Source organism: Prosthecobacter dejongeii (genome assembly GCF_014203045.1).
GTDB lineage: Bacteria > Verrucomicrobiota > Verrucomicrobiia > Verrucomicrobiales > Verrucomicrobiaceae > Prosthecobacter > Prosthecobacter dejongeii.
On sequence record NZ_JACHIF010000008.1, the window covers coordinates 106,879 to 128,225 of the forward strand.

At 54.1% G+C, this 21,347-nt stretch carries 19 protein-coding genes; 10 read left to right on the forward strand and 9 right to left on the reverse strand.

Features of this window, described 5'->3' with window-relative positions; translation table 11 throughout:
* Window positions 1-29 precede the first annotated feature (29 nt).
* The gene (locus tag HNQ64_RS17535) at window positions 30-2,801 is read right to left on the reverse strand and encodes a 2-oxoglutarate dehydrogenase E1 component (RefSeq protein ID WP_184211056.1); all 2,772 of its coding nucleotides are present in this window, start codon (window positions 2,799-2,801) and stop codon (window positions 30-32) included.
* Window positions 2,802-2,983: 182 nt separating this feature from the next.
* Here HNQ64_RS17535 and HNQ64_RS17540 point away from each other — a divergent pair, with 182 nt between their 5' ends.
* Entirely contained in the window at window positions 2,984-4,234 is a 1,251-nt protein-coding gene (locus tag HNQ64_RS17540; RefSeq protein WP_184211059.1) for a competence/damage-inducible protein A, read from the forward strand.
* 9 nt (window positions 4,235-4,243) lie between these two features.
* Here the strand turns inward: HNQ64_RS17540 and sugE are convergent, their stop codons facing one another.
* Window positions 4,244-4,567: a quaternary ammonium compound efflux SMR transporter SugE gene (gene sugE / locus HNQ64_RS17545; protein WP_184211061.1), complete on the reverse strand. Its 324-nt coding sequence runs from the start codon at window positions 4,565-4,567 to the stop codon at window positions 4,244-4,246.
* A 127-nt stretch (window positions 4,568-4,694) separates the two neighbouring features.
* Here sugE and HNQ64_RS17550 point away from each other — a divergent pair, with 127 nt between their 5' ends.
* Window positions 4,695-5,669, forward strand: coding sequence for a ThuA domain-containing protein (locus HNQ64_RS17550; protein WP_184211063.1), 975 nt, complete (start codon window positions 4,695-4,697; stop codon window positions 5,667-5,669).
* A gap of 132 nt (window positions 5,670-5,801) precedes the next feature.
* On the opposite strand, the gene trxA is transcribed toward HNQ64_RS17550, so the two are convergent.
* Window positions 5,802-6,182 carry a thioredoxin gene (gene trxA, locus HNQ64_RS17555; RefSeq protein ID WP_343075907.1) on the reverse strand — a complete coding sequence of 127 codons (381 nt, stop codon included), beginning with the start codon at window positions 6,180-6,182 and terminating at the stop codon, window positions 5,802-5,804.
* Window positions 6,183-6,257: 75 nt separating this feature from the next.
* Here trxA and mazG point away from each other — a divergent pair, with 75 nt between their 5' ends.
* Both mazG and HNQ64_RS17565 read left to right on the forward strand, forming a co-directional pair.
* On the forward strand, window positions 6,258-7,046 hold the full coding sequence (gene mazG / locus HNQ64_RS17560; protein ID WP_184211067.1) for a nucleoside triphosphate pyrophosphohydrolase: 789 nt from the start codon (window positions 6,258-6,260) through the stop codon (window positions 7,044-7,046).
* Between the two features lies 1 nt (window position 7,047).
* Entirely contained in the window at window positions 7,048-7,824 is a 777-nt protein-coding gene (locus tag HNQ64_RS17565) for a YdcF family protein (RefSeq protein ID WP_184211069.1), read from the forward strand.
* Between the two features lie 25 nt (window positions 7,825-7,849).
* On the opposite strand, the gene menD is transcribed toward HNQ64_RS17565, so the two are convergent.
* Together menD and HNQ64_RS17575 are read right to left on the reverse strand one after the other, a co-directional pair.
* Window positions 7,850-9,391, reverse strand: a complete 1,542-nt coding sequence (gene menD, locus HNQ64_RS17570) for a 2-succinyl-5-enolpyruvyl-6-hydroxy-3-cyclohexene-1-carboxylic-acid synthase (RefSeq protein ID WP_184211071.1) — start codon at window positions 9,389-9,391, stop codon at window positions 7,850-7,852.
* A 22-nt stretch (window positions 9,392-9,413) separates the two neighbouring features.
* On the reverse strand, window positions 9,414-10,433 hold the full coding sequence (locus HNQ64_RS17575) for a chorismate-binding protein (protein ID WP_184211073.1): 1,020 nt from the start codon (window positions 10,431-10,433) through the stop codon (window positions 9,414-9,416).
* Between the two features lie 88 nt (window positions 10,434-10,521).
* Here HNQ64_RS17575 and HNQ64_RS17580 point away from each other — a divergent pair, with 88 nt between their 5' ends.
* Both HNQ64_RS17580 and HNQ64_RS17585 read left to right on the forward strand, forming a co-directional pair.
* Window positions 10,522-11,154: a hypothetical protein gene (locus HNQ64_RS17580; RefSeq protein ID WP_184211075.1), complete on the forward strand. Its 633-nt coding sequence runs from the start codon at window positions 10,522-10,524 to the stop codon at window positions 11,152-11,154.
* Window positions 11,154-11,900, forward strand: coding sequence for a TlyA family RNA methyltransferase (locus tag HNQ64_RS17585; protein WP_184211077.1), 747 nt, complete (start codon window positions 11,154-11,156; stop codon window positions 11,898-11,900). The genes HNQ64_RS17580 and HNQ64_RS17585 overlap by 1 nt, the downstream gene beginning before the upstream one ends.
* On the opposite strand, the gene HNQ64_RS17590 is transcribed toward HNQ64_RS17585, so the two are convergent.
* The gene (locus HNQ64_RS17590; protein WP_184211079.1) at window positions 11,889-12,323 is read right to left on the reverse strand and encodes a hypothetical protein; all 435 of its coding nucleotides are present in this window, start codon (window positions 12,321-12,323) and stop codon (window positions 11,889-11,891) included. The genes HNQ64_RS17585 and HNQ64_RS17590 overlap by 12 nt on opposite strands.
* Window positions 12,324-12,514: 191 nt before the next feature.
* Window positions 12,515-13,714 carry a right-handed parallel beta-helix repeat-containing protein gene (locus HNQ64_RS17595; RefSeq protein WP_184211081.1) on the reverse strand — a complete coding sequence of 400 codons (1,200 nt, stop codon included), beginning with the start codon at window positions 13,712-13,714 and terminating at the stop codon, window positions 12,515-12,517.
* A 77-nt stretch (window positions 13,715-13,791) separates the two neighbouring features.
* Between HNQ64_RS17595 and HNQ64_RS17600 the strand changes: the two genes are divergently transcribed.
* The 3 genes from HNQ64_RS17600 (at window position 13,792) to HNQ64_RS17610 (ending at window position 16,670) form a co-directional block, all read left to right on the forward strand.
* A complete protein-coding gene (locus HNQ64_RS17600) occupies window positions 13,792-15,795 on the forward strand; it encodes a sulfatase (protein ID WP_184211083.1) in 2,004 nt (667 codons plus the stop codon).
* A 42-nt stretch (window positions 15,796-15,837) separates the two neighbouring features.
* Window positions 15,838-16,203: a 6-carboxytetrahydropterin synthase QueD gene (gene queD, locus HNQ64_RS17605; RefSeq protein ID WP_184211085.1), complete on the forward strand. Its 366-nt coding sequence runs from the start codon at window positions 15,838-15,840 to the stop codon at window positions 16,201-16,203.
* A gap of 125 nt (window positions 16,204-16,328) precedes the next feature.
* Window positions 16,329-16,670 carry a hypothetical protein gene (locus HNQ64_RS17610; RefSeq protein ID WP_184211087.1) on the forward strand — a complete coding sequence of 114 codons (342 nt, stop codon included), beginning with the start codon at window positions 16,329-16,331 and terminating at the stop codon, window positions 16,668-16,670.
* On the opposite strand, the gene HNQ64_RS17615 is transcribed toward HNQ64_RS17610, so the two are convergent.
* Together HNQ64_RS17615 and HNQ64_RS17620 are read right to left on the reverse strand one after the other, a co-directional pair.
* Window positions 16,667-17,164, reverse strand: a complete 498-nt coding sequence (locus tag HNQ64_RS17615; RefSeq protein ID WP_184211089.1) for a hypothetical protein — start codon at window positions 17,162-17,164, stop codon at window positions 16,667-16,669. The two genes, HNQ64_RS17610 and HNQ64_RS17615, sit on opposite strands and share 4 nt — an antisense overlap.
* 166 nt (window positions 17,165-17,330) lie before the next feature.
* A complete protein-coding gene (locus HNQ64_RS17620; protein ID WP_184211091.1) occupies window positions 17,331-18,104 on the reverse strand; it encodes a ParA family protein in 774 nt (257 codons plus the stop codon).
* Between the two features lie 54 nt (window positions 18,105-18,158).
* Between HNQ64_RS17620 and HNQ64_RS17625 the strand changes: the two genes are divergently transcribed.
* Entirely contained in the window at window positions 18,159-21,293 is a 3,135-nt protein-coding gene (locus tag HNQ64_RS17625; RefSeq protein ID WP_184211093.1) for a DEAD/DEAH box helicase, read from the forward strand.
* Window positions 21,294-21,347 lie beyond the last annotated feature (54 nt).

Genomic DNA, 21,347 nt, shown 5'->3' on the forward strand with positions numbered 1-21,347 from the left:
TGTCAGTTCAGATGCGTGGGCCGCGTGGTTTAAACAGAGAAGGCGTCTTCAACGAGTTTCTCCTGCTCCAGCACGTGGATGGCCTTGGAGCCTGCTGCAGGACTGGAACTGCGCTCGCGGCCCGCGTAGCGCACGCGGTGGCCGGAAATATCGGAGAGGCGGTTACGGATGTAACTGAAGGCACCCATGTTGCGAGGCTCTTCCTGGCACCAGACCCACTTCTTCTGAGCACGAGGATAACGGGCGACGATTTCTTTGAGCAGGTCTTCGTGGAGAGGATAAAGCTGCTCCACACGAATAATCGCCGCATTTTTGATTTTGTTCTGCTCGCGGAATTCTAAAAGGTCATAATAAACCTTGCCCGTGCAAAGGATGAGACGAGTAACACGTTCCGCAGGTCCCAGCAGATGTTCGTCGTCCAAGATCTCTTTGAAAGAGGTGCCTTCAGACATGTCGCTAATCTTCGAGACGCACTTCGGATGACGAAGCAGGCTCTTTGGTGTCATCACAATGAGCGGTTTGCGGAAACCGCGCTTCATTTGACGGCGAAGGGCGTGGAAATATTGGGCCGGAGTGGTGAAGTTACACACCTGCCAATTACGGCCAGCAGAAAGCTGGAGAAAGCGCTCCAGACGGGCGCTGGAGTGCTCAGGGCCTTGGCCTTCATAGCCGTGGGGCAGCAGCATGGTGAGCTGACTAGGACGTTGCCATTTGCTTTCTGCACTGGCGATGAACTGGTCAATGATCACCTGGGCGCCGTTGACGAAGTCTCCAAACTGAGCTTCCCAGCAGATGAGAACATTGGGTGCTAGTAAGGTATAACCATAGTCAAAGCCCAGCACAGCGGCTTCTGAAAGAAGACTGTTATAGACACAGAATCGGCCCTGGTCTTCCGACAGATTGTTCAACGGGATGTGACGTTCGCGGGTCTCCGTATCATAAAACACGCAATGGCGCTGGCTGAAGGTTCCACGACGCACATCCTGGCCAGAAAGGCGGACTCCGAGGCCTTCGGTCAAAAGAGAACCGAAGGCAAGAGATTCGGCATATGCCCAATCAAAGCCTTCACCTGATTCCACAGCTTTTTTGCGGGCCGCTAGGAACCGCTTAGAAATGGTCGGGTGGAGGCGGAAGGTTTCGGGAGTTTGAAGCAACTTCTCCCCCAGAGCTTTCAGTTCAGGCTCAGCAACGCCTGTCAGCACTGGGTCGAAGTTAAACGGAGGCTGAGGCTCTGCGGTTGAGCCTTCATAGGGATTATCCCCCATTTTGGCTTCGCGTTCCGCCAGGGTTTTGACGCCTTCCTCCAGTTCGTCTTCAAGCTCTTTTTGCAAAGCCGCAGCGCCGGCTTCATCCAAGACACCTTTCTGAGCTAGCACGCCTTTGTAGATAGCCGCAGTCGAAGCATGGGCGGCGATGGAGCGCGCCATGTTGGGCTGAGTAAAAGCAGGCTCGTCCGTTTCGTTGTGGCCGTAGCGACGATAACAAACAATATCAATCACGATGTCGCGGGCGAATTTTTGGCGGAACTCGATGGCCAGTTTCGCTGCATGGGCCACTTCCAGCGGGCAATCACCATTCACATGAATGATGGGGGCATCCACCATCTTAGCCACATCGGTACAATACTTCGTCGAGCGGGCATCTGCCGGAAGCGTCGTAAAGCCGATCTGGTTATTTACGACCAAATGAATCGTTCCTCCGGTGCGGTAGCCAGGAAGTTGGGAAAGATTCAGCACTTCCGTAACGATGCCTTGGCCTGCGAATGCAGCGTCTCCATGGACGAGGATGGGGATCACTTGTTTGCGGTCAGCGGTATCTCCGAGGAAACGCTGGCGTGCGCGGGCCATGCCTTCGACGACAGGATCCACCGCCTCAAGGTGGCTCGGGTTCGGTGCCAGCATCACGGCGACTTCATGGCCATCGCGGGTCTTGCGAATGGTTTCAAAGCCCAAGTGATATTTCACATCGCCATCACCTGCGACCATGTTAGGCACATAGTTTTCCGTGAATTCGTAAAACAGTGTCTCCAGCGGCTTGCGCAGGAAATTGGCTAGGACACTGAGGCGACCACGGTGAGCCATGCCCATGACGATCTCTTTGCCGCCTAGGCGGGGCAGATTTTCTAGCACGGTTTCTAGGGCTACCAAGAGAGATTCCCCGCCTTCGACGGAGAAGCGCTTTTGACCAACATAACGGCGGTGAAGGAAACGCTCAAAAGTCTCTGCTTCAAGCAACCAACGAAGGGCGTCCACCTGTTCTTCAGCCGCAGGGGCGGGCTCGAAAGGCCTATTTTCAATGCGCTCCAGCAGCCAGTTTTGGATTTCTGGAGTATGGATGTGCATGAACTCATATCCTGCTGTGCCACAATATATGCGGCGCAGTTCCTCAAGCATGGCCTGCAGTTTCATCGGCTGGCCATTCCTGAACATATGAGTTTGTACCTCTTCATTCAGTTCGTCATGGCTAAAGCCAAGGCCTTCGACTGAAAGCGATGGAGCATCAGGCGCGGAAGCGGAGAGCGGATCTACGTGAGCTGCTACATGGCCTAGAGAGCGGAAGGCGAGTAGGGCGTTGGTTACGCGCATGCGGAAGCTCAGGGTCTTCTCAGAAAGGGCCTCCCCGCAGCTTGATCCGGCTTTGTCTGTCTTCGCTTGGCGTTTAGTCAGTTCAGCGAGGCCGAGCTCAAAGCCCTCGAAGAAAGAAGCCCAGGTGGCATCCACGGAACGTGGATCTTTTTTCCAGTCTGTGTATTGAGCGTCGAGAAGGTCAGAATTTGCCCGGAAGGGCACGGTGGCAGTCATGGCGTTGGAGGTCAGGCAGAATGAGCCCTTTTGCTACGCTTGCAACTTTGTAAAGGACGTAATTCGAGGAATCTTCATGCAACTGGGCTTGAAGATCATTCGAAGATGCAAATGCATGATGAAATGACCAGCCTTCTGCTGCCTCTTGATGTCACGCTTTCCTGCCTCTATCTGCTGCCACCATGCGCCTAGAACTCGTCAATACCGGTACCGAACTCTGCCTCGGTGACACCATCAATACCAATGCGGCTTGGATAGGCCAACGAATGGCGGCTTTGGGTATCGAAGTCGCTCGTCAGACCATTGTTCCTGACGGTGGGGCTGTTCGAGAGGCGATCGAAGAGGCGGCTTCGAGGGCCGATGTCGTTTTAGTCTCGGGCGGATTAGGACCGACGAATGATGATGTAACGCGGGAATCTACGGCTGAGCTTCTCGGCCTGCCTTTGGTGCAAGATGCTGGAGTGACGGCCCAGCTTAACGCCTATTTTGCTAAACGGAACAAAGTGCCGGCTGTCTCGAATCTCCGCCAGGCGATGGTGCCGGTGGGGGCAACCGTGCTCGAAAACGCTTTTGGAACAGCTCCTGGTCTCTATTTCCCCGCAGAACTCGGGGCTGCTAAAGGCTGGAATAGCCACATTTTCCTGCTGCCTGGGCCACCGCGCGAAATCAAACCCATGGTGGAGAACTGTGTGGAGCCGCGCCTACGAGCACTTTTACCCGATGGTGCCAATCGTCGCGTAATTTATCTCAAACTGACTGGTATTGGCGAGTCAGAGATCGTCGAGAAAGTCGAAAAAGACCTGGAGGCCATCGCTGGACTGGAACTGGGCTACTGCATCGGCAAAGGGGATGTGGATGTGCGTCTCGCAGGTCTTGCCGGACCCGTGGATGCGGGGGCTGAAATCGTTCGGGATCGTCTAGGCGAATTCATTTTGTCCGAAGATCGGCGTGTTTTGGAGGAGGTGATCATCCAACTTTTGGCTGAACGGGGTGAGTGGGTCGCTACCGCAGAGTCCTGCACGGGAGGGTATCTTTCCAGTCGCCTCACGGATGTGAGTGGATCCTCCAAGGTCTATGGGCATGGTTTTGTGACTTACGCGAATGAAGCCAAGGAAAAACACCTCGGCGTAGCGGCCGATCTCCTGCAACTCCACGGGGCCGTGAGTGAGCCTGTGGCGCAAGCCATGGCTGAGGGCTGTCTGCGCACATCCGGTGCGGATTATGCACTGTCCATCACAGGCATCGCAGGCCCCACGGGCGGAACTGAGGAAAAGCCAGCGGGCACCGTGTATGTCGGGCTGGCTTCCAAAGGACACGAGACGGTGGTGCGGAAGTTCTTTTACCCCATCTCTCGTGATCGGTTCAAGCTGCTGACTACGCAGGCTGCGTTGGATCTCCTGCGGCGGCAGATTCAGGGATTGCCGTTAGGATGATGCGAAGCCTCATGAGGTGGGCGAGCTAATCTTGAGACCGATGATGCCGACCAGGATGCAGGCAATGCAGATCAACCGTACGACGGTGCGCGGCTCATCAAAAAAGACGATGCCGATGATGGCCGTGCCCACCGCACCGATACCCGTCCATACGGCATAACCTGTGCCGATGGGCAGCGTCTTCAGGGCCTGAGAAAGCAGGCTAAAGCTGATGACCATGAGACTGGCTGTGAAGACACTGGGCCATAGCCGTGTCCACCCTTGGGTGTGTTTCAAGCCAATTGCCCAAGCGATTTCCGTGAGTCCCGCCAACAAAAGATAGATCCAAGCCATTTTAAACAAGTGTTGCCAGGGTCGTCCCTGCTGTGAAAAATGGAGCTGCGAGGTCGTCCTCGCGTCCGTGGTGGTAAGTCTTGGTATTTAGCCCACGTTTGGTCTCTGTCAACCCAACCCCAACTCTATGATCCGTCGTACATTTTTGACTCTCACTGCCGCGCTGGCGGGCTTCACAGCCCAGGCTGCTGATGCACCTAAAAAGCTCCTCGTTGTCACCGTGACCACTGGCTTCCGCCATTCTTCCATTGAAACGGCGGAAAAGGTCTTGGCTGAACTGGGCAAATCGTCCGGCGCTTTTACCGTGGACTATGTTCATCAGCCAGAAGGTCAGCCTAAAAATCCAGGCAAAGCCCCAGAGAAAAAGCCGAATGAAACGGATGAGTCTTTCAAAGCCAAGCAGGAGGCTTACAGCACAGCTCTGGCTGATTACAACACAGCCAATACGGCCTGGAATGAAAAAGTGAAGGCCTACATGGCTGAGAACATGGCCATTGAGAAAATCAAAGGTTATGACGGTTTCATCTTTGCCAATACGACAGGCGATCTTCAGTTCCCAGACCGCGATGGTTTTGTGGAATTGATCAAGGGGGGCAAAGCCTTTGTCGCCATGCATTCCGGTGGGGATACCTACCATCCTTTCCGGGGTTATGTGGACATGCTGGGTGGTGAATTTCAAACTCACAAGGCCCAGGTGGAAGTGCAGCCAGTCCTTCATGACCCGGCTCATCCAGCTACTAAACCCGTGCCCACAGGTTGGCGTGTGTTTGACGAGATTTACCTCTTTAAGAGCTATGATCCCGCCCAGGTGCATGCCCTCATGGGACTGAACAGCCATCCGAATGAAGGTACCCCTGGCTATTATCCAGTTTCCTGGTGCAAAGAGTTCGGTAAGGGCAAAGTCTTTTACACCTCCCTCGGCCACCGTGAAGATGTTTGGGATCCGACCTGGAAAGAAGGAACGAAGGATCGCAAAAACTCTCCTGAGATCGCCAAAACTTACCAGGAACACATCTTGGGCGGCATCAAATGGGCTCTGGGCCTCGTCGAAGGCGATGCCGAGATTGGTAACCTGAAGGCGGAGTTGGGTCCGGTGAAATAATCAGGATTAACCCAAAGTTTGTCTGAAGCGGATTTGAAGGGCGTCCTGCCGAAGGACGCCCTTTTTTAGTCAACAAAAAGCCAGTCACCTCGCGATGACTGGCTTTTAAAAATTAAGGCTCTGCGTGTTAGATCAAGCCAGGGCATCCAGCTTGCGAGACAATGCATCTTTAGACTGCACGCCCACGACGGTTTCCTTCACTTCACCGTTTTTGATGAACAGCAACATTGGGATGGAGCGAACGCCGTATTGGGCGGCGAGATTGGGGTTTTCGTCCACGTTGACTTTGGTGACCTTAACGGCCGCGCCTTTTTCGGTCGCTAACTGTTCCAAGATCGGCGTAAGCATGCGGCAAGGGCCGCACCATTCAGCCCAGAAGTCCACGATCACTGGAACCGTGCTGCTGGAGATTTCCGTCTGGAAGTTGGATTCGTTCAGATTGAGGACTGCTTCGGAGGCCATAGTTAAGTGGGGTTGGAAGGATTTACGGGAGAAAATGCACTGACGATGCATGAGGTAGGCGCGCACGTCTGTGAATCAATCATTTTCACGTTTCATCTGGCGCTTTTGCGGCTATCGCGTGCAGATATGAGCCTTGACCATCCCGATCCCATGACCCGTTTGCGTTACGTCGTGCATCGTCTGCGTGCACCCGGTGGCTGCCCCTGGGATCAGGAGCAAACGCATGAAACCCTCATCCCTCACGTGCTGGAAGAAGCTTATGAGGTGGTGGACGCCATCCGCAGTGGTGACAGTGCGCAGATTTGTGACGAGCTGGGAGACCTGCTTTTGCAGCCCGTGCTACATGCCGAGATCGCCGCTGGGGCAGGGACCTTTGATTTGGATGCCGTGGCGACGGGATTGACGGAAAAACTCATCCGCCGCCACCCTCATGTTTTTGGAGACGCGAGTGCGAGTGATTCTGCCGCCGTATTGACGCAGTGGGATGCCATCAAGAGGCAGGAAAAAGGCACTCAAAAAGAAGGTCTCTTGCATGGTGTCGGCGGAGGGCTGCCCGCTCTGATGAGAGCGCAAAAGCTGCAAAAGAAGGCTGCAAGGGTAGGCTTTGATTGGCCTGATACGGCACCTGTCTTTGAAAAAATCAGGGAAGAGGCTGCTGAGTTGGAGGCGGCATTAGCTTCGGGAAAGGCCATTGAGATTGAAGAAGAGCTGGGTGATTTGCTGTTCAGCGTAGTCAATCTAGCTCGAAAAATAGGGGTGGAATCTGAGGCTGCCTTGGCTGCGACTAACGAAAAGTTTGTTCGTCGTTTTCATGCGGTTGAGCAAGCCATCACCCGTGAAGGGAAAAAACTAGAGGAAGCAACTTTACAGGAAATGGATGCTGCCTGGGAAGCTGCTAAGACGGTCCGTCAATGATATGAACGCCATCCTGCGGGAACTCCTCTACCTGCTCCAGCCCTTTTGCTTGGCCTGGCTACTGCTCACTGTTTGGCTGCTGCGCATGCTGTGGAAAAGGCTTTGGCGTTGGTCCCTCTTGCCGATGAGCGCATGGTTGATTTTGACGACCATCTCCTGCACTTCAATCCCATCGTGGCTGATGGCCGGTCTGGAATCTCGTCATTCGCTGCCTGCCGCCGCAGAGATGCAGAGCGCAGACGCGATTGTTTGCCTGGGCGGCGGCGTGGAGCCTTCTCTGATGGAGCCGACGGGGATGCACTTGGCTCGTGGGGCGGACCGCATTGCCACAGCTTTATCCATGGCTATTTCAGGAGTGGCTCCAGTCCTGGTGATCGGCGGCGGCGGTTATGAGCACGAAGGTCGGTTCGTTTCCGAAGCCGATGCCATTTTTGACAACTTGGCCAATTACCCCAAGCTGAACTTTGAGCAAATCAGTCTGGGCGTTTGTACCAACACTCGAGATGAAGCACTCAAAGTCGCCGAATTGATGGAAAAACGTGGTTGGAAAAAGATTCTCCTCGTTACCTCGGCCAGTCACATGCCACGTGCAGTGGGTACGTTTAAGAAAGCAGGCATTTCAGTCGTGCCTGTGCCTTGCCATTACATGAGCAGCTTTCACCGACTCGGAGAAGTGGATTGGATCCATCTACCTTACGTGGGTTCGTTCGAACTGTTTGATGCTTGGCTGCACGAGTGGATCGGCAGCCACATCTATTCATGGCGGGGTTGGTTGTGAACGCACTCTTAGTTAGGTTGACCTATCACTTAATTGCGGCGTAGAAGGCATCCGTCTGCTCCGCATCTGGCACGATCTCAATCAGGAGGGGGCCTTCCGGAAGGTCTTCCAGTTGGTCTGGATGTGTGACTTGCAGGTAATTCATCCCCCACATCTGAGCCCAGGGGGCGAAGGTGACACGGTGGCGATTTTCGATGATGTGGCGGGCCTGGCGTGACAGGCTACGCAAGGAGGAAACCTGGGAAAAGATTTTACCACCTCCATTGTTGATGACGACAAGCTTGCGATTCCCCTGAGGAAGTTGGGGCATGATCCATGGAGCTGCGAGATCATACAGAGCGCTGAGATCGCCAATGACAAGCCAACTTTCACGAACAATAGCGCTCATGCCTAACCAAGTGGAAACGATGCCATCAATCCCATTGGCCCCGCGGTTGGAGAAAAATTCCACTTCATGCTGAAGGGAACTTACCCCCAGATTGAATTCACGAATCGGTAAGCTATTTCCCAGAAACACGCGAGCCATCGCTGGGATATGCATGGCCAGCTCTCGGATCCAGGCTGGTTCTGAAAGTGGGTAGTCACTCATGCAGGCCTGCACATCTGGGGCTTTGCTGGCGACAATCGCAGGAGGTAGCTGGAATTTAGCCAAACCCTGAAGGCAAGACCAAGGAAGGGTCTGCACCCGCTGCTGGCGGGCTAGACCGGGAAAAGGGAGGCGTGAGATGTTGGTCACATGGATCTCTGGTCGGTCCTCAAGATCTCGCCACCAGCGAGCAGTCGGCACGCCACCGATGCGGATGATCTGCTGAACGTCCAGTGCCTGGAAGTGAGACTCTGCAGCTACATGCAAGAGGTGGTCCAGCTTGGGTTTATCTGCCCATTTGCCCCATAGATTCGATGTGGCTTCAGCCATGATCGGTACCCCTAAATTAGCCAATACTGGAGCGACACTCTGGGCCTCCGATTTGGTCAAACCAGAGACCAGAATGGCCGTGGGCAGAGATTCGACCGCGAAAACGGGGGCCGTCGGTGCTTTGGCTGCGGCCGGGCCATGGTGGGCTAGGAAATCCACGCCGTTGTGGTTGGTATCTAACGGCTCGTCCAGGCAAATATTGATGTGTAAGGGGCGCGGACCGATGCGGGTGGGCCATGACATGCTGATGCCCACTTCCACATCCAGACAGGCGGAGACATAGTCACCAAAAAGATTTTTTTGCTCGATCGCCTGAGGGGCTCCCGTGCCACGAAAACGGCGTGGCCTATCCGCCGTGATCAAGACCAGAGGGAGGCCTTGATAGTGTGCCTCAATGGCTGCGGGCAGTAGCTCTGCCGCAGCGGTCCCCGAAGTCGTCAAGACTGCGACAGGGGCCCGATCTGCCAAGATGCGCCCAATGGCGAAAAAGGCTGCACTTCGTTCTTCGAAAAAATTCCAAAGCTTCACACCTTCACTTTCGGTCAAAGCCGCGATGATCGGTGCATTGCGTGCTCCCGCAGCCACACAGACCTCCGCCACTCCCATACGGGCGAGTGCGGTGATGAGAGAGCGGATGATGTGAGTATTCATGTAGAGGGCAGGGGGACAAAGGTTAAAGCCCCAGCATCGCAATCACAGATTCCCGCTTCAGCCTGAGCTCCCGCCATTCGTGGTCAAAGGCACTACCGCCCACAATGCCACAGCCAGAAGGGAGTTGGGCTTGGTTACCTGCCCAACTCATGCCACGGATGGCCACAACTACATGGCAAGTGGGGATTTCCCCAGGCTCGATAAAACCAAAAGGAGCCCCAAAGAAACCAGGAACATTCAATTGGCTGCGATACTCCCGCAGACGGGCCAGCCAGGGTTCTTCGCGGGGCAGGCAGCCGACAGCAGGTGTGGGGTGGAGTTCCTTCACCAAAGCCCCTGGCTCTGACGGGCGCTCTAGGGTCACACGCAGATGACTTTGGAAGTGCAGCAGTCCAGTCGTCTGGCATAGCCCGCGTGGCTCACGCTGTACCTGGCCCAATGTGCTAAGCCGATCTGTAAGATAGCGCACGACGATCTCATGCTCTTCGATCTCTTTAACATCAGTGAGAAAAGCAGCCTGGTCCCCAGGTTTGGCCGTTCCAGCGAGGGCCATGGTCTCCACCGTTTGGCCCTGCAGCCGAAAGAGCAATTCAGGCGTTGCACCCAGATAGCCGCCCTGGGCATTTACCCAGCCGTAGCCCCAGGTATTGGTGGGGGCTGACATCACACGTTCTAGTAGCCGCACAGGATCACCTTCAGTGATGGTCCCACTTTCCGTCAAGACGGGCACCATTTTTTCAAGCCGACGAGCTAGCACCTCGCGCCGAATCCTGCGAAAGGCCATTTTGAACCATTCGGTCGCAGGCTTCGCCCACTGGATGTGGGGGGGCTGTGCGCCATTCCAGCCCGTGGTTGTGGCAAGGGTTTCTGGAGCTACTTCAATAAGTCGTGCGGGCTTCTTCCAAGGCTTAGCGTCGGTGAGGTCGAAATCGTTGACATAGAACACCCCGCCCCCGGCTGGGGCCTCTGCGAAAGACTCAAAGGGGCCTTGGCCGATCCACGCCCGTCCACCGGGCAACCTGAAAAATGCGATATCCGTCATGTGCATCGTATAGTGAAACGCATGTGCGGAGGTGCAAGGGGCGAGGATTTCGCTTTTCGGTTTTCTCAAACCGAGTTTACATAGGGATATGCGACTGACTCACTTTGCTCTGGCACTCACCATCATCCTTCTGGCCATCACCAGCTACCTAGCCTGGGAAGGGCAGCAAGAGATCAAAGGGCTGAAGCGCGAGCGTGAATTTGATAAAGAACAACTCCGTGCGGAGAAGACGGCGAAACCAGACCAGGGATCTTTGATCCCTCTCCCATCTGCTCCTGCGGCTAGCATCACGCCGCCTCCATCCCCAGGCACCATCGCGCTAGCCCCAACGGCACCGCCTGCCGAAGCTATGGCGGGCACGAGCACACTGCCTGGCGGCGGGTTGACGATTCCTAAATCTGTCGCCGAGGCCGAGTCTAAAGGCATCTCCACGAACACCGTCACACCTTTACAGAAGCAAATCCTGGCATCGCTACCCATCGCAAAAGTGAAAACCGTGGTCAAGGAGCAAGGCTTCGTGGTCCTGGATGCAGGTTCCAAACAAGGTCTAAAGAGAGGTCAGAAATTTGAAATCCGCCGGGCCAATGCGGTGCTGGCCAAAATCACGCTGACCGACGCTATCGAAGAAGCCGAAGCGGTGGCCGACCTGGATTTTGCCTCCATTCCTTCAGGGGTAGAAGTTGAGCCTGGAGACGAAATCATCGCCCCTGTGGTCCGCTAATGGCCAGGATTCGTCTTGATCTCGCCCTCGTTCAGCGTGGGCTGGTACCTTCCCGTGAACAGGCTAAAAGGCTCATCATGGCAGGGGAGGTTTTCCTTGGGGAAGAACTCATCACTAAACCGGGGTGGCTCATACGGCAGGATGCGGTCTTGAGGGTCAAGGAACCACCTCGTTTTGTGAGCCGAGGTGGGTTCAAAATGGAGGGGGCCCTCGAACATTTCGGGATCCATGTCGCCGGTTGGGTGGCAATGGATGTGGGTGCATCCACCGGGGGATTTACAGATTGTCTGCTCCAGCGCGGGGTTGCCAAGGTCTATGCCTTTGATGTCGGCACAAACCAGATGGTCTGGAAGTTACGCAATGACCCGCGCGTGATCTGCCGTGAGAATTTTAATGTCCGTCATCTCGTGCCTGCCGATGTGCCTGAGCAGGTTGATTTCATCGTTGCGGATGTCTCATTCATCTCGCTCACATTGGTTCTTCCTGGGGCGCTTTCTGCTTTAAAGCCGGGTGGCCAGGCCCTGGTCTTGGTAAAACCTCAGTTTGAACTCAGCCGCGAGGAGATCGGCAAAGGGGGCATCGTGCGTGAGCCAGAACTTCATCTCAAAGCCTGCGCCCGCATCCAGACCTTTGTGGAAGGGTGCCCAGATTTAGAATGGCGTGGGATCGTAGAATCCTCCATCCAAGGAACCGACGGCAACCGCGAGTTTTTAGCTTGGTTCGCGAAACGCGTCTTACCAGAGTGAAAATCCGATAGTTACGGCCTTGCGCACTTTACGATGCATCATAAGGCACACCCCAGCGACAGCGTAGAGTAAGTTCAGCGTTCCCAACCAAAAAGGCAGGAAATCATGAGGAATCAAAGCCTCATTTTCAGTATTCAAAGAGGGGGCGACTTGCGTTAAAAAGAAAACTCCGGTGGCGCTAAAAAGCAAAAACATCAAGCCTAACAAATGACGGCAAAAGCTGTTGGCGGACATCATTCCCACGAGAGGGAGAATGGTTAAAATGTACCACAAAGCTGCCGCTACGGCCCACAACAACAAACCATGACTGATCAATAAGGCCACTATGGAAATGCCGCACAGAAGGTGAGCAATCAGAATACGTCGGGTGAAGTGAACTTCATCCCGTAAAATGGCAGCGCGATTGCGTTGTACATCCAGCATCTTACTTACGGATTGTAGAGGGTTGCCTGTTTTGGTCAATCTGCATTTTCTATTAAGATTAAACAAAGGGGGGCAAGGTGGTTCTTCGGATCTGAGAGACTTGATTCTTAACGATTTAATTTGGGTTTCTGGATTCTTAAATTTGCGATCAAGGGATTCAAATCTCCCCAAACTGCCTCTGGAAGCGTCATTTAGCGAGATTCCAGGTTGTCTTTGACCAGACTGGATTTGTCTGTCTCCATCACAAACCACCCCTGACCTTCTGACAATTTTCGTCCACAATCGGTGGCCAAGTTTTGAGTGATCATCATGCCTTTGCAGGGCTTGGTACTCCAAATGGCGGCAGAGGAAAGTCCGCTGAAGGTATTCGCACTCAGGGTGCAATGAGAGGGGCCTTCGAGTAGAATGCCCGTGCCTTCATCGATGCTCATGGGCGTTTTACCTTCGGCAGGGCGTTTATCCTGCGCGGCTCCGATGTGGGTGTTGCAGAAGTTGTTTCCAGAAAGGGTATTGCGCCCAGAGTCAGCGCTGATACGCACGGAAAACTTGTGGGCGATGGTGAAGGTGTTGGCGCTTATCGAGCAGCCGTGAGCATCGCGAAGGTCAATCCCACCTTCCAAATGGTGAGCGATGACGTTGGCGCTGAGGGTGATGCCGTAGCAATCACGATCTAGGATCACGGCCGTACCATTGCACTCTTCAATCATGTTGCCACTGACCACGGAACCATAGGTGTTTTCGATCACCACTCCGTGACGCAAGTGATCATCCACGTTATTGCCATTCATGCAAAGGTTGAAGGAATCGGTACAGTGCAGGGCATCTTGATTCTCCTCAAAGTGGTTGGCATTCACGACGATGTCGTGACAGTTGATGATCTCAATGCCACACTTTTTGTTATAGGTGAAGATGCATCCATTGATGCGTGGGTCTTCAAAACAATCCAGCAATTGTACGCCGTGGCCTCCATGGTGGTCCACCGACATCCCGCTGAGATAGATCTCTTGGATGGATTCGGCAAAGATGCCATCTCCACTCTTCTCCTGCCCCTGGATGCGGAAATCTGCCAACTGTATGCGCCATAGTTTGGCCTTTTTATCCTGATCCAATGTGGGTGGGCGCAGAATTAGGGCAGGTTTGCCCTCCTCGTTTTTATTGATGATGCAGGTAGCTGCACCAGCTCCTACGATACGGGTATCCTCCGTGTGAATTCGCAAAGGTTCGGTGATTTCAAATTTACCAGGTGGTAGCATCACAATCCCTCCGGATAGAGGAACGGAGTCAAAGGCAGCCTGCAGGTTAGGAAACCGGGCGGCATCCACGGTGACCGGGGTGACATCGGCCGCGAAGGTGGTCGCGGCCAGGAGACAGAGGAGGGGAGTGAAACGCATGGCAAACCTACGTATTGCCGGAGAGGGATTGTGCGAGCGAGTTGCAAGTGATGGCTGGGAATGCTCCATTGAGTGAGATGTTTTTCCCCGTCCGGTTTTTTCTCCTTGTTTTTTGTCTCGGCTCCATCACCGCCGTGGCGGCTCCTAAAGCCAAAACCCGTAGTGCGGCGGGTAAGCCGAATGTGCTTTTCATCATGGCTGATGATCTCAAAGACTATGTAGGCTGGATGGGCGGGCATCCGCAGGCGCAGACACCTAACATGGATCGCCTTGCCAAAATGGGCATGCGTTTCACTAATGCCCACTGCAACTATGCGCTGTGCAATCCCTCTCGCACAAGCTTACTGACGGGGCTACTGCCAGCCTCCAGTGGCGTTTTTGGCAATGAGCAGGATTGGCGGCGCAGTGTGCAGGTGATCGGCAAACCGACCTTGCCTGAGCATTTTAAAACCATGGGGTTCGCCACAGCCGCCGGGGGCAAAATTTTTCATGCCAATCATGGCGGGCCTGAAGGTCGCCTCGCGGGTTGGCATGGGGGCCGGCGTGGTTTCGAGCAGGATGCCGCCTGGGATACCCGTTTTCCTGAGACGGGAGTGCAGATTCCTGACCTGCCTGTGCATACGGGGCAAAATTTTAATGGCATGAATTCCTGGCATTGGGATTGGGGCCAGATTGATGTGCCGGATGAATTGACGGAAGATGGTGCGGTCACCACTTGGGCGGCAGGGTTTCTTAAACAGAAAGCCAAAAAACCCTTTTTCCTTTCTGTGGGCCTGTATCGTCCACACTCGCCCTGGTATGTGCCTCAGAAGTATTTTGACCTGTTCCCGCTGGACAGCATTCAACTGCCAGAGGTGAAGGAGGGAGATCTGGAGGATGTGCCTGAATTTGCTCGCTCCTATAATAAGGCAGGAAGTCATCACGATGAAATCGTGACAAAAAATCAGTGGCAGGAAGCGGTGCGCGCTTACCTAGCCAGCGTGGCTTTCTGTGACGCCATGCTGGGCCAAGTTCTGGATGCGCTGGCCACTGGCCCGAATGCAAAAAATACGATCATCGTCTTCACTTCGGATCACGGCTGGTATCTTGGCGAAAAGCGCCTGTGGCATAAAGGCAAACTTTGGGAGGAGGCCACCCGTGTGCCCCTGACGATCTACGCCCCAGGTTTGACAAAAGAAGACACTGTCAGTGATCAGCCTGTGTCGCTGGTTGATCTCTATCCCACTCTTTGTGATTTGGTTAAGATCGCCAAACCTGAGCACCTGGACGGCCACAGCCTGCTGCCTCTTTTGAAAGATCCCTCCAGCATAAGCGAGGGGCCTGCCATTACCACCATGGGGGGAGGCAAAAAGGTAAGCTATGCGGCGCGGAGTGATCGCTGGCGTTACATTCGATACGCAGATGGCAGTGAGGAACTCTATGATCACCAGTCTGACCCTCATGAGTGGACGAATGTGGCAGCAGAGCCTTCTCATGCTGCATTGAAACAAGAACTAGCTGCCTATTTCCCGAAGGAATTTAAACGTGCCTCTCGCATGCCCGAAGAGGTGGGCACTAAGCCCAGTGATGACGGCAGTGTGCATCTGAAACTGCAAATCGGTGATGAGCTGAGCGCTGAGGAATCTCCAAGCATTCAGGGAAGGGGGCTGTTTGTGGACGCTGTATTTGATTATAATCCGCGAGTGGATGCAGACAGCACCCTTGTTTCCCAGGGTCATGCAAAGATGGGCTGGGCTTTACATTTGGTCGCAGGGAAGCCGACGCTGAGCCTCTTCCAAGAGGGCAAAGTTACTTCCATCACGGGAGATGGTTTAGTCGCTGGCTCCTGCAATGTGAGGGCGATGATTGATGCCGATGGGCTTATGTCGTTGGCTGTCCCTGGCCGGAGTGAAGTTTTGGGGGTGACTCCTTTTGCCGATGGTTTTCCTTCTCAGCCTACTGAGGGCTTGAGCGCAGGGAAAAGCTTTGGCCCCCTGAGCGTGTCGGATTTTCCTGATAGCACTCCCTGGGATGGTCAAGTTCAGCGTCTTCGTATCACCCTTATGCCACCTAAAGAGACCGTGGCGAAGCCAGGGAATTGACCTGCAAGCAGAAGCGGGTTAATGGCTATCCCTTCAAATCTCATGCGCTGCCGCATCATTAAAGACTTCCGCTTCGAGGCTGCTCAAACGCTGCCTAATCTCCCTGGTAATCACAAGTGCACCCAGATGCACGGTCATAGCTTTAAAGTGGAGATTGCTGTCGAAGGAGAGGTGGACCCCCATATCGGTTGGGTTTATGATCATGCCGAAATCAGCAAGGCCATGAAGCCGCTGCTGGACCGCATGGATCATGCTTATCTGAATGAGATCGAGGGGCTGGAGAATCCGACCATCGAAAACATGGCGGCTTGGCTCTGGAAAAAACTGTCTCCGCAACTTCCAGGCCTCTGCGAAATCGTCATTTACGAGACACCGACGGCACGCTGCGTTTTCCGTGGAGAGTTCTGAGGTGAGATAACCTCATGCATTGGACTCGCCCTTTTCAGGTCCTGGCATTGGCAGGATTCAGCGTCAGTGTCACCTCTCACTTTCTAGCCATCACGGGAATGGTGGAGGCGTTCCCTTCCTCAGTCATGCTGCTGCATGGTGGAGTTTTTATCGTCTTTATTCCTGCGGTCATTGTGGGAAACCGGGTCGCCAAAGGCATCCCTCGAAAAGATGTTTGGAAGGTCATGTTGGCCGACAGTCCCGCGTGGGTGAGGCAGGTTTTCTGGAGCGTATGTATTTACGCCGTCCTGAACTTTGTCACCTCTATCTTCAACCATCCTACAGGAATAGATTCACCTTCGAATGTGGATGTGGCTACAGTTCGTGACTTCTCAAGCCATTGGATGGTCTTTTACCTCGCAGCTTTCGTAATTCTTTATTCTGAAGAATGCAGGAAGCGCCAGGCAGCAGAAGAGACTGTCCATTAACGAAACACCGGCGAAAGCAGGAACGGGCTGGACTCACGGATGGCCGAAGCTTCTCGGCGCTTGCCGGAGCGTTGGCTTTCGAGGTGAGCTTTTTTGCCACGGATGTTTTCCACCCGAGTCGAGGTCAGGAAACCGCTCATCGAGAAACGCGGGGTCAGACGGCTGATCTTGCTATCCATGGTGCGCAGGCTCTGGACGAGCAGCACAATCAAGGCAGAGTTCAGAACGCTTCCAAGAAGCAACAGGACATATTTTCCAGCCACCTTGGCCAAAGCAGGCAGCCAGATGGATGTTTCGGCAAGGAATTCTAAGGCTGCGCTGTCTTTGCCAGAGCTATGAGCAGAGGCGAGATCGAGCATGAAGAAGCAGCCCACAAGAACAAAGAGGGCCGCCGTAACAATAAAGGCAAAATCAAAGCCAGACACGGATGTCCGGGATGCGGAGCGGGCAGGTAGCTCTGCCAAGTGCATGATCGGGGTGGCAGGACGGATCATAATAATTGGAGCGGATAATAGACTCCATACGCTAAGTGCCAACTAAATATTTAGGTAAGTTAATATTTTTATAATTACGTGTTCTTTAGAACATCTAAGTGAGGCGTGAGCCCAATCTACTTTTGGGTTCAGTAACGGAACCTTCTCAAGTGGAATTGTCTTCCAACTATTTGTTGGCACGTCTGGCCATGAACTCTTCTGCCAGCGCGCGATAAGCCTGAGCACCACGACCAGAAGATTCATATTCAATGATCGTCTTTCCGTAACTGGGGGCTTCTCCCAGGCGCACGGTTCGCGGGATAATGGTATTGTATATGACCTCTGCAAAGTAGCTCTTCACGTCATTGACGACTTGATTGGCCAGATTGGCTCGCTGGTCGTACATCGTCATGACGATACCTTCTAACAGAAGGTTCGGGTTTACCCCGCAATCGCGGATTTGCTGAACGACTTGTACAATGCTCGATAACCCTTCCAACCCGAAGTACTCACATTGGATGGGCACCAACATCTCATCCGCTGCCGCGAGGGCGGAAGTCATCAGGACTCCCAGCGAGGGGGGGCAATCAAGGAAGGCATAGTCAAAGTGGTTTGACTGACGGAGTTGATCCAGCACTTCACGAAGGCGGGTGAGGTGATTTCCCCGCTGGGCTAGCTCGATCTCACAGCCAGCCAGTTCTTGGTGGCTGCGGATGATGGAAAGATTGGGCAGACGTGTGCTGCGGATAACGTCGTGCGGGTCGCTGCCTTCAACCAAGGCTGAATAAATGCTGCCACCTTCTTCTTTAGCCAAACCGAGTCCACTGGTGGCATTGCCCTGAGAATCCAGGTCAATGAGCAAGCAGCGAACGCCTCGCTGGGCGAGACAAGCAGACAGATTAACAGCGGTCGTGGTCTTACCCACTCCGCCCTTTTGATTGGTGATCGCGACTATCCGCATAAGTTGCCTTGACGACAGACATTGAACGGGAACCATGCCCCGCGCCAGAAAGAAATGGAATTCACGGAGAAATGGTTGGGAGAAATCGGTGGCTGGCAAGCCATGAAGGCCGCGCGTGGCCTCGTGGAAGCTGGTCTTGTAGAACTGCAAACGGTAGAGGCCAGCCTTGTGCGTGGCTTAGCCGGGAGCGGTAAGGTGAAATTTGCCTGCGGCCTCCGCATCAAAAGCCGCAGCGATGTGGACAACCTCTGCACCTGTCCAGCAGCCCGCCGAAGCATGATCTGCGAGCATTCGCTCGCGGTCGCTCTTTTGCATCTGCGCCCGGCTCCGGCTCGCTCGGTCCCAGGGGCTTCGCGTCCAGTGGGCGCACCCACGCCGCTAACGATGGGGGCTCGTTCAACCTCGGCTCCAGTCCAGCCAGCACCTAAAGTGCGCCAGCCCCGGCGTGTACCTGGACGATACACCCTGTTTTTGCCGGAAGGTCTTTTTGGCGGAGGTGTGAAGGAACCTTTGGGAGCTTATGTGAAGTTTGTAGCTGGTGGTGAAGCGGAGGAATCGCTGTTCGCCGCATGGCTGGCTGAGCAGGGGATTCAGGCCCAAAGCGCCCCGATGTCTCTTAATGCCAAAGTTTTGGCAGATGTGCTGCCCCTTTTGGCTGGGCATCCTCGTGTCATTGCGGGAAAACCGTCTGGAGGTGGCGTGGGGGTGGCTGTGGCATTTGAGCCGATGCGCCTCCCTTTGCTGATCGAATCTGCAGGTGACCAAGTAACGCTGAAATTAGAGGGAGTCGGCCAGCAGCCGCTTTTCAAGACTCAGCCCGCAGGGTGGTGGACCTGCCGTGAGACTACGAGTCTCTTTTCGATTCCCGCTGTTTCAGCAGATGTGGTCCAAATATTGGCTGAGCTTCCTACACGTCGACCTCTGACTTGGCTGGTGGCTCATCGGGAGGCTTTATCTGAGGTGTTCCAAGTCGAAATGCGGGGGGCGACGTTGGAGAAGTTCCATGTTGTCCCGGTGCCTTGTCACTTCGTTCTTCACCTGGATGGTTCATTCCAGGCGGCAGATGTGACCCTCTCCGCCGAATATGCAGGGCATCGTTGGAATCTCACCTCGGGTTCCACCTCAGTGGCGATTGAAAAAATATTTCCTATTCAGGATCAAGATTCTCCCGGTACTTTTTACGTTTCTAACAGACATGCTGAAGCGCGGTTATTAGCGCGTCTTCAGTTTCTGGGTTTCAAAACGGCAGGTATCAAACTTGGGACGACAGATACGGAAGTGTTTCGCCTTATGGGGCAGGACAATGTCATGCGGTTTTATGCTTCGGAGTTGCCTCGTCTTCGTCATGAACTGCGAGTGGTCGAGGGGGAGAAATGGCGTGCAGCTACCCGTGGCGTGGCCAGAATTCAGCCACAGGTCCGGCAAGTACCAACTGAGGGGGAGCGCGGGGCGGGCTCGGATTGGCTTGTGATGGAATTTGGTTATGAATCTCCTGATGGATTCCGTTTACCGCGTGCTGAGGTGTTACGGTTAGTCCGCTCTGGGCAGCGTTCTGTGCAGGGGAAGAATGGGAAAAAATACCTGCTAGATCTCCAGGAAGTGGAGGAATTTGAGGACACTCTGAAGGACGTTCCTCTACAAATCACTCCCGATGGTGCCCGCATCAGCTCCCTGCATGCGGGGTACTTTTTGCCAGAATCTGAGGCGACTACCCCACTTCCAGATGAAAAGACTACCCTTACGCAGCTTGGGGAACTGGGTGGGCGCTTGCGACCCTATCAGTTGCTCGGGGTGCGCTGGATGACCTCTTTGGTTTTGGCTGGGCGCGGTGGGCTGCTGGGAGATGAGATGGGGCTGGGTAAAACCGTGCAAAGTATCGCGCTTGTGACCAGTTTCCTGTCACAGAGAAAGGCTCAAGAAACGATACTCATTGTCTGTCCTAAGTCACTTTGTGGGAACTGGCTGTCTGAATTTGAGCGCTTTGCACCCCAATTGAGGGTGGCAATTTCTCAAGGTAGTAAGCGTGATTCATTGCTGAATAGTATTGACGCATGGAACGTGATAATTACCACTTATCAGTTGATTGTTAGAGATATTGATAAATTAAAGATTAAAAATTTTGGGCTTATTTTATTGGATGAAGCTAGCTACATCCGTAACCCGGATACGGATGCGGCCAAAAGCCTGCGGAGTCTGCGAGCGCATGCCCGAGTGGCCTTAACGGGAACTCCGGTGGAGAATAGCACCCGAGATCTTTGGTCCATTTACCAATTTCTTCTGCCCGGTTACCTCGGCAGTCGTGAAAATTTCAAAGAACGTTTTGATCAGCCCATCCAGACCGCATTGGGCACACCTGCGGGGCAGGCGGCGAGCGAGCGCCTGAAAAAGCTCATTCGCCCCTACTTTTTGCGGCGAACCAAACGCGAAGTGCTCAAGGACCTGCCCGATAAGATTGAGCAAGTACTTTGGTGTGATCCCTCGCCTGCACAGGGTGAGGTTTACCGTCGTCTTCTGGAAGAAGGGCGCGAGGAGATCAAGGCTGCCCGTAAACGTTCGGGACAAGGTGGGGCGAAGATGACCATGTTCACTGTTTTGCTGCGTCTGCGCCAAGCCTGCTGTGACCTGCGGCTGACTGGGCTGCAAGGTGATACACTGGGTAAACTGGAGCGTGAAGACCTGTCTGGAAAATGGCCAATGCTTCAAGAGCGGCTGGATGGTATCATTGAAGGAGGAGGCAAGGTCCTGATATTCAGTCAGTTCGTCCAGTATTTACGCCTGGTTCGTGATTACTTGGGGGAGCAAAAAACACCCTATGCTTATTTGGATGGCAGTAGCCAGGATCGGGATGCCCAGGTGAAGACCTTTCAGTCACATCCATCCTGTCGGGTTTTTCTCATCAGTTTAAAAGCAGGTGGTTATGGTCTCAACCTGACGGCTGCAGACCATGTCATTTTGCTAGATCCCTGGTGGAACCCGGCGGTGGAATCGCAGGCGATAGATCGAGCTCACCGTATTGGCCAGCAGCGGGTGGTGACGGCCTACCGTCTGGCCATCCGTGGAACGGTGGAGGAGCGTATCCTCGCTCTCCAAGCTAAAAAAAGAGGTTTGGTGGAGGCGGCGCTTGATGAGCAGTCTCCTCTGATGGCCGGGTTACAAGAAAGTGATCTGGAGGCTTTGATTGAGGGATGAGAATGTTATCCCAAGGGAGAAAGTTCTGAACACACCAGAATCCGTGTCTGAAAA